The organism is Bernardetia sp. (assembly GCF_020630935.1).
Lineage (GTDB): Bacteria > Bacteroidota > Bacteroidia > Cytophagales > Bernardetiaceae > Bernardetia.
In genome coordinates this window covers 24,534-32,404 of the sequence record NZ_JAHDIG010000056.1, presented here as the reverse complement: position 1 = coordinate 32,404, position 7,871 = coordinate 24,534, and the positions used below count along the sequence as shown (strand labels likewise).

Annotated in this window: 6 protein-coding genes; all 6 read left to right on the top strand. The window is 34.5% G+C overall.

Annotated features, from left to right (window positions below):
* The first annotated feature begins 105 nt into the window (after positions 1–105).
* The 6 genes from QZ659_RS14950 to rpsL all read left to right on the top strand — a co-directional run bounded on the left by QZ659_RS14950 (position 106) and on the right by rpsL (position 7,810).
* Positions 106–1,893 carry a tetratricopeptide repeat protein gene (locus QZ659_RS14950; RefSeq protein ID WP_291726858.1) on the top strand — a complete coding sequence of 596 codons (1,788 nt, stop codon included), beginning with the start codon at positions 106–108 and terminating at the stop codon, positions 1,891–1,893.
* A gap of 175 nt (positions 1,894–2,068) precedes the next feature.
* Positions 2,069–3,343: an asparagine synthetase B gene (locus tag QZ659_RS14945; RefSeq protein WP_291726855.1), complete on the top strand. Its 1,275-nt coding sequence runs from the start codon at positions 2,069–2,071 to the stop codon at positions 3,341–3,343.
* A gap of 296 nt (positions 3,344–3,639) precedes the next feature.
* On the top strand, positions 3,640–4,092 hold the full coding sequence (locus tag QZ659_RS14940) for a hypothetical protein (RefSeq protein WP_291726853.1): 453 nt from the start codon (positions 3,640–3,642) through the stop codon (positions 4,090–4,092).
* 117 nt (positions 4,093–4,209) lie between these two features.
* Complete coding sequence (locus QZ659_RS14935; RefSeq protein WP_291726851.1) at positions 4,210–6,549, top strand: penicillin-binding protein 1A; 2,340 nt, start codon at positions 4,210–4,212, stop codon at positions 6,547–6,549.
* 87 nt (positions 6,550–6,636) lie between these two features.
* On the top strand, positions 6,637–7,095 hold the full coding sequence (locus QZ659_RS14930; RefSeq protein WP_291726849.1) for a hypothetical protein: 459 nt from the start codon (positions 6,637–6,639) through the stop codon (positions 7,093–7,095).
* Between the two features lie 313 nt (positions 7,096–7,408).
* Positions 7,409–7,810 carry a 30S ribosomal protein S12 gene (gene rpsL / locus QZ659_RS14925; protein ID WP_014798820.1) on the top strand — a complete coding sequence of 134 codons (402 nt, stop codon included), beginning with the start codon at positions 7,409–7,411 and terminating at the stop codon, positions 7,808–7,810.
* Positions 7,811–7,871: the final 61 nt, after the last annotated feature.

The window sequence follows — 7,871 nt, the reverse complement described above, 5'->3', positions numbered from 1 at the left end:
CAAGACTATTTAGAACAAGTCGTCTTTGCATAAATCTTTCATGCGTTTACCCTAGAACATCAACAACTTTTATCTCATTCTTTCAAGATATTTTACGCTACTCCGATGCAGTTACAATTCAAACGTACTGAAAAAAATAATTTTCCTTTGCAGGGCATCTTGATAAAAGGAAATGATATTCAAAAGTGGATTTTTGAGATGGATGCAATGCAAATTAGTGTAGAGAAAATTTATCCTCTTAAAAATACTTCTGATGACACTTTTTTTGGTTGTCTGATAGTTTTTAATAACTCAAATAATGGAATAGATAAACAATACTTGAGAGCGAATCAGCTTTTTCAATGTATAGAAGGTACTTTATTTCTTCCAGAACATACTACTATTTTTCCTTTATTGAATCAAAGCGAATTAGAAGAGTTGTGTACATCTAACCAATATCTTTTTTATCCAAATTTTGAGACAAAGTCTAGTCTGATTGAACTTTCCGATTACGTAACACTCAAAGATTTACTCAGAATTGGAATGCCAAAAACGGATTTTCAAAATTCTTTCAAGCCGAGAAAACCAGCCAAGTCAGTTTCCATTCCAAAAGAAATTAGAGCTTTTCAAGTAAAGCCTATTTCAGCAGAAGATTATCTAAAGCACTTAGAAGAAAGTATTTTTAAAGAGAAAGACGAAAAAGATGATGATTTTCTCAATGATAAACCTCTCTCATTTTGGGAGAAAGAAAAACTAAACCTTCTCAAAAAAGCCTTTGGAGATAGAAAAGATATTAAAAAAGACAAAGATGGTAATCCGATTTTAGATGATAAGAATGTGCTTCATACACTAGGAAAACTAAAAGGTTTTTTCTCCAAAGAAACCGACCAAGAGTTCATAAATAATCTTTATCAAGATTATGAAGAGTTGGAAAGACGAAATCAAAGTAAGATTGATAAGCTGATGGAACTCTTTGAAACCAATCCAGAAGAGGCTCTAAAATACGCCATTCCAACAGATACAGAAGGAACATCAAGAGGAACAACAGCAGGAGAAATTGAGCTAAACAAACGTTGGAACGATTTTGGGCTTTTCGGAACGTCAAATAACAGAGGAGGAGGTACAGCACCATTAGCAGACAACACCTTTCAACGCTTGAGGGATAAATACCGACAAACAGCTACAGATTTAATAGAAAAAGGCGATTATAAAAAGGCAGCTTTTATTTATCTAAAACTTTTAAAAGAACGCTATACGGCTGCGAGTCTTTTAGAAAGGGGAAAATTCTATCAAGATGCAGCTCTCATTTATCTACAAATCAATAATAAAAATAAGGCTGCCGAATGTTATGAGAAAGGAAATATGATAAAAGAAGCCATAGAAATCTATAAAGAACTGAATAAAGATGAAAAGGTAGGCGATTTATATAACTCTATTGATAGAAAAAAAGAAGCTAATTTTTACTTTGAAAAGGTAATAGAACAGCATAAAAATAGTCGAAGATATATTGCAGCAGCACTTTTATATAGAAATAAAATGCAAAAGCCAATGAAAGGACAAGAACTCTTATTGGAAGGTTGGGAAAAAAATATTGATGCTTTCAACTGCCTAAACAATTATTTTGTAAATCTTCGAAATGATACAGAAAATGAGGAAATAATTGAAGAAAAACTAAGTGAAATCTATGATAATGCTACCTCAAGAAACGCAGAACGAACTTTTTTGGAAGTATTGAAGCTAGAATACGGCAAAGAACAAAGCAAAAAGCTAACTTTATCCATACGTGAAATGGCATATAAAATCATTTCCAAAAACTTAAAAACAGATACAAGTATGGCAGAACACCTTAAACCTTTCAATCCAAATGACAAAATGATGACAAAAGAAGCTGGGCGTTTTCGTGTCAAACGTTAAAACATAAAAAATAGCTCTAACTATCTCCAATAAAGCGTACTTTTGAAGGAAAGCATAATTTTTGTTACAACTTGTAAGGAGTAAGGAGAAGGCATGCCTTTTCCCTGCCGTTGTGTATATCTATATTGCCATTGTTGGTGTCCTCACCAACGACCTAAAACTCAACCAACCAATTATGAAAAAAAATCTTATTCTATCATTACTAATTGTATTTTTTGTCTGTATTTCCAACATCACAAAAGCTAATCAGATGTTGATTGCGATGGATGAGACACAGAAAAACCACTTGAAAGCCTACGGAATTGCCTTTGCTGTTTTGAAGCAAGAAATGACTGTCGAATGGCTTCTAAATTATCGTGGAGGTAGTTTTATGTTTGACTACTCACGAGTGTTTGAGGAAGAAATGCGCCTACGTGGAGTAAGTTTTGAAATAATATCAGAAGCACAAGCCAATCAGATTCGTAATCAGATTGCAAAAGCTGATGTCAATCAAGATGTTGTCAAGCTAGAAGTTGCTCCAAAAATAGCTGTATATTCTCCAAAATCGAAGCAGCCGTGGGATGATGCTGTTACACTTGTTCTTACCTATGCCGAAATTCCGTATGACGTCATTTTTGATGATGAAATTATGCAAGATAAACTCCCAGAATACGACTGGTTACACCTTCATCACGAAGATTTCACTGGACAGTACGGAAAGTTTTATGCCAGCTATTCAGGGCAAAAATGGTATCAAGACCAGCAGAGAGAGTATGAAGAAGTAGCTAAAAAATATGGCTTCAAAAAAGTTTCAGAGCTAAAACTTGCTGTTGTGAAGAAAATTCAAGGCTACTGCTTGGGTGGTGGATTTATGTTTGCTATGTGTTCGGCAACCGATACGTATGATATTGCACTTGCAGCCGAAGGAATTGATATTTGTGATAGAGTTTATGATGGCGACCCAGCCGACCCAGCAGCCAATAAAAAACTCAAATTTGACAATACATTTGCTTTCAAAGACTTTAAACTTGTATTGAATCCATTTGAATACGAATACTCAAACATAGACAACAGTTATCGTCAGCGTACAGGTATTACAGAGAAGAATGATTATTTTGAGTTGTTTCAGTTTTCTGCCAAATGGGATCCTATTCCTACTATGCTTACCCAAAATCATCAAACAAAAATCAAAGGATTTATGGGACAAACTACAGCTTTTAGAAAAGATTTAGTCAAGTCAGATGTTGTGGTAATGGGAGAATTCAAAACTGTAAATGAAGTGCGTTATATTCACGGAACAATGGGAAAAGGAACGTGGACATTCTATGGAGGACACGACCCAGAAGATTATCAGCATTACGTAGGAGAGCCTCCAACCGACTTAAATCTCCATCCACAATCTCCGGGGTATAGGTTAATTTTGAATAATATTCTTTTTCCTGCTGCCAAGAAGAAAAAACGTAAGACTTAAACTTGAATAATGGTAAGTGATAAATGAGTTGATAAAGTGAATTTAGAGTACTGGACATGAACAGATATTTGCTGTTCTGTGAGTCACAGAACAGGGAAAAGTGCCTTTCGTTGGTATTTTAGTGTAGCGATACCAACAACGTTTTATCTCATGTCCAGTATTCTAAAGTGAATTATTCAACTTCTTTAAAGTCTTTAAAAAAGGCTTTCATAAAGTTTTAATTAATTTATTGTTCACCATTTATAATTTACCATTAGCTTCGCTGAATAAATATTTCATCCCTTATCATTTCATTTATGCTTCTTCAAAAACAAATTGCCGAACTAGAATCTTATATTCCAAGAATGGAACAAGTAAACTCAAAAGTTACACATTCGACGGTGGGTTGGCAAATAGACCATAGCTTGCGTGTTATTTATGGAGTAAGCCAACAGATGGAAATATCCAATCCAAATGAATTTGAATCAAAATTCAATTTCACAAAACTCATAATCATGACTACTGGATATATTCCGAGGGGAAAAGCAAAAGCTCCAAAAGCAGTTCGAAATGAAAATCCAATTACGGAAGAATCTATCAGAGACCTAGTAGAAAAAATAAAAGAACAAATTTTGAAATTAAATACATTGGATAAAAACGCTCATTTCGAACATCCATATTTTGGGAAGTTGAATAAAAAAGAGGCAATTCGTTTTTTAGGTATTCATACAGGGCATCATTTAAAAATTATTCGTGATATGCTAAATTAAAAAACAGTAGAAGGGCTTTTTCAATTTTAAAAAGTCCTTATTTTTTTGCAATTTTGTATGTTAATTATTCAAATAATATCTTCAACGACGGCTTATGCCTGATTGAAAAAGAGAATCATGCTGAAAAAATCCTTATTTATAAAAATAATCAAAATCACTTGGGCAGCCTTCGGACTAGGGCTATTTTTTGTTACAATGTGGGTTTTGGCAATTCAAGAAGACTTTGGAGGTTATTTTGGTGGAATGCCAGACCTCAAAGAATTAGAAAATCCTAATAGTAATGTTGCTTCCGAAATCTATTCTTCTGATGGAGTTTTGATGGGAAAGTATTATAGAGAAAACAGAACGCCTGTTCCTCTTGATGAAATTTCTCCTAATGTAATTAATGCTCTAGTAGCTACAGAAGATATACGTTTTAGAGAACATTCAGGTATAGACTTAATCAGTTTGATGCGTGTAGCTAAAGGACTTATTAGATTTAAGCCAGACGGAGGAGGAAGTACAATTTCGCAGCAGCTTGCCAAAAATTTGTTCAGTACTCGTACAGAACGCTATCATGGAGCATGGACAACACCAGATAATAATAAAATTCTCAGAATGGGAATTATTAAGTTTAAGGAATGGATGCTTTCAGTGAAGTTAGAACGTTCTTACACGAAAGATGAAATTTTGTATTGGTATCTCAATACAGTAGATTTTGGTAGAAATGCCTTTGGAATAAAAGTAGCAGCAAAAACCTACTTTGATAAAGAACCTATTGACCTCACACTTCCAGAAGCTGCAACACTTGTCGGAATGCTTAAAGCTCCTACTTATTATAATGCTATCGGAAATCCAGATAAATCTAAGTTTCGTAGAAATGTTGTCTTTGGACAGATGAAACAATACAATTATATCACTAATCAAGAATTTGAAGAGTTAAAAAAAGAACCTCTTGTAACCAATGAAAATTATAGCGAAGTAGATGCTCATCATAACGGGCTTGCTCCTTATTTCAGAACTGTGGTTAGAAATAGAGTAATGCAATGGTGTAAAGAAAACGGATACGATTTGTTTGCTGATGGTTTGAGAATTTATACTACCATTGATTCAAGAATGCAACAGCACGCTGAAGGGGCAGCAAAAGGACACATGAAAGAGCTTCAAGCCAACTTTTTTAAGCAATGGAAAGGCAAAAATCCTTGGCGAGACGAATATGGAAAGGAAATAGAAAACTTTTTAGAAAGAGCGCAAAAAAGAACAGAGCGTTATCGTCTTACAAGAGAAAAATATGATGGCGATTCTGCTTTGATAGCTCAAGATATGGAAAAGCAGATGAACGAGCCTATCAAAATGAAGGTATTTGATTGGAATAGTGAAGGATTTGAAAAAGATTCTGTTATGACACCATTGGATTCCATCAAATATTACAAGCATTTTATGCACATCGGAATGATGGCAATGGATCCACATACTGGACAGATAAAAGCATGGGTAGGTGGAGTAAATCACAAACATTTTCAATTTGACCACGTACAGCAAGGACGCAGACAACCAGGTTCTACCTTCAAACCTATTGTATATGCAACAGCTATTTCAGAAAAGAAATTTCATCCTTGTTTTCAAGTTACAGATGTTCCAAAAACATTTAACTTAGAATCTGGGGGAACTTGGACAGCCAAAAATAGTGGTGGGTATAGTGGACAAACCATGACACTTCGCCAAGGTTTGGCTCGTTCGGTCAATACAATTGCAGCTTACCTTATTGGAGAGCTAGATGCTAAGAATGGCGCAAGTAAAGTCATTGAGTATGCTCGCAGAATGGGGATAGAAGCTCCTTTAGACCCTGTTCCTGCTCTTGCATTGGGAGTAAGTGATGTTTCTGTTTATGAAATGGTTGGGGCGTATGGAACATTCAATAATGAAGGTAATTGGACAGAGCCTATTTTCATTACTCGTATAGAAGATAAAAACGGTCGTGTGATTCGTGATTTTTCTCCAAAAACTCGCCCTGCACTTTCAGAAGAAGATGCCAAAACAATGCTTTACATGCTTACAGGAGCAGGTGAAGAGCGAGGAGGTACAGCTTTAGGACTTTGGAAATATAAATTTAGAAAGGCTGGAGTTCAAATAGCAGGAAAAACAGGAACTACACAAAATTATTCTGATGGTTGGTTTATGGGAATGACAAAAAACCTAGTTGTCGGAACGTGGGTAGGAGGAGACGACAGAAGTATTCACTTCAATAATTATGCTTACGGACAAGGGGCAAGAATGGCTATGCCAGTCTTTGGAATGTTTATGGATTCCCTCTATATGGATTCTACCATTACAGATTATGTATTGCCAAAAGAGCCATTAATCAAAAAATCAGATTTGTCTATTGATGTAGATTGTAGTAAATACAATCGCTCTGGAATATTAGATACTATTCCTATTATGCCAACTAGAGGAAGTATAGAAGACGGAATTATGTAAAAAAAGTATTTTAATGATTAAAAAAGGAATTTTAAATTAGTTTTGAAGTTCCTTTTTTTAATTGAACTTTAGTATAAAAATAATAAAATGGGTCTTACAAGGTCAATTACAATTCAACTTCTTACAAACCACAGTCGTCTGTCTTCCTTTATGAAAGAGTTTTCTGAGAAAGTATGGACAATGAAAAGTTGGAGTGGTACTTATTCTTCTACGCCAATAGATGATAACGGTAATTTTGATTATCAAGATTTTGAAACGATAGAAGAAGTTTTTCATATTTTAGATGATAGTGAAAAGAAAAAACAAACAACAGCTTTATCTGTATATCACCCAATAACAGGGGAAGATTTTGGTTTACATTTCAATTTTTTAGATTATGAATATAGCAAGCAAAATAGTTATGAGCTAAATTTTGTCTTCGCAGCAGAAAAACGTCTAAAAAATGCTCCTCGCCATACAGATTTCAGTTATTATCTAAACGAATTAATTCCAAAGTTGGAAAAAATGGGTTGTATTCTATATTCTATAGAATGCTCTGAGTTTTAAATGAATTATACTTCGTTATTTCTTGCAATCCACAAAAAATATTTTTACCTTTGCAGTTCTGAAAAAATGCGTATTTTCTTGAAATTTGGATTAAATCGTATCAATTAAATTCTTATTAGATAGAAAATTCCTTTTTCAGACGTTGCTAATCTTATATTAAATTTTATTATAGCACGCTACTTAAATTCCTCACCTACGATATTACATTATAGGCTTAGGAGTGTTTGAAGAACCTACTGACAGCGATTCAGTTTGTTCCAATAGACTTTTAGAGAAGAACAGTATTTAAGTGGTCTAAACATTTTTTTCGGAAATGCCTACTATTCAACAATTAGTTCGCAAGGGACGCAAAGAAATCATTAAAAAATCGAAATCTCCAGCTTTGGATTCTTGTCCTCAGAAGCGTGGAGTATGTACTCGTGTTTATACGACTACACCTAAGAAGCCAAACTCAGCGATGCGTAAGGTTTCTAAAGTTCGTTTGTCTAATGGTATCGAAGTAATTGCGTATATCCCAGGCGAAGGACACAACCTTCAAGAACACTCAATCGTACTCGTACGTGGTGGTCGTGTAAAAGACTTACCAGGTGTTCGTTATCATATCGTTCGTGGTGCTTTAGATACCTCTGGAGTTCAAGGTCGTAAGCAATCACGCTCTAAATACGGCGCAAAACGCCCTAAACCAGGAGCAGCAGAACCTGCAAAGAAAAAATAATTTAAAGTAAGATAGAAGTTTGATGATTTGGTTTTCCATTTATCATTAATCACTTATCATT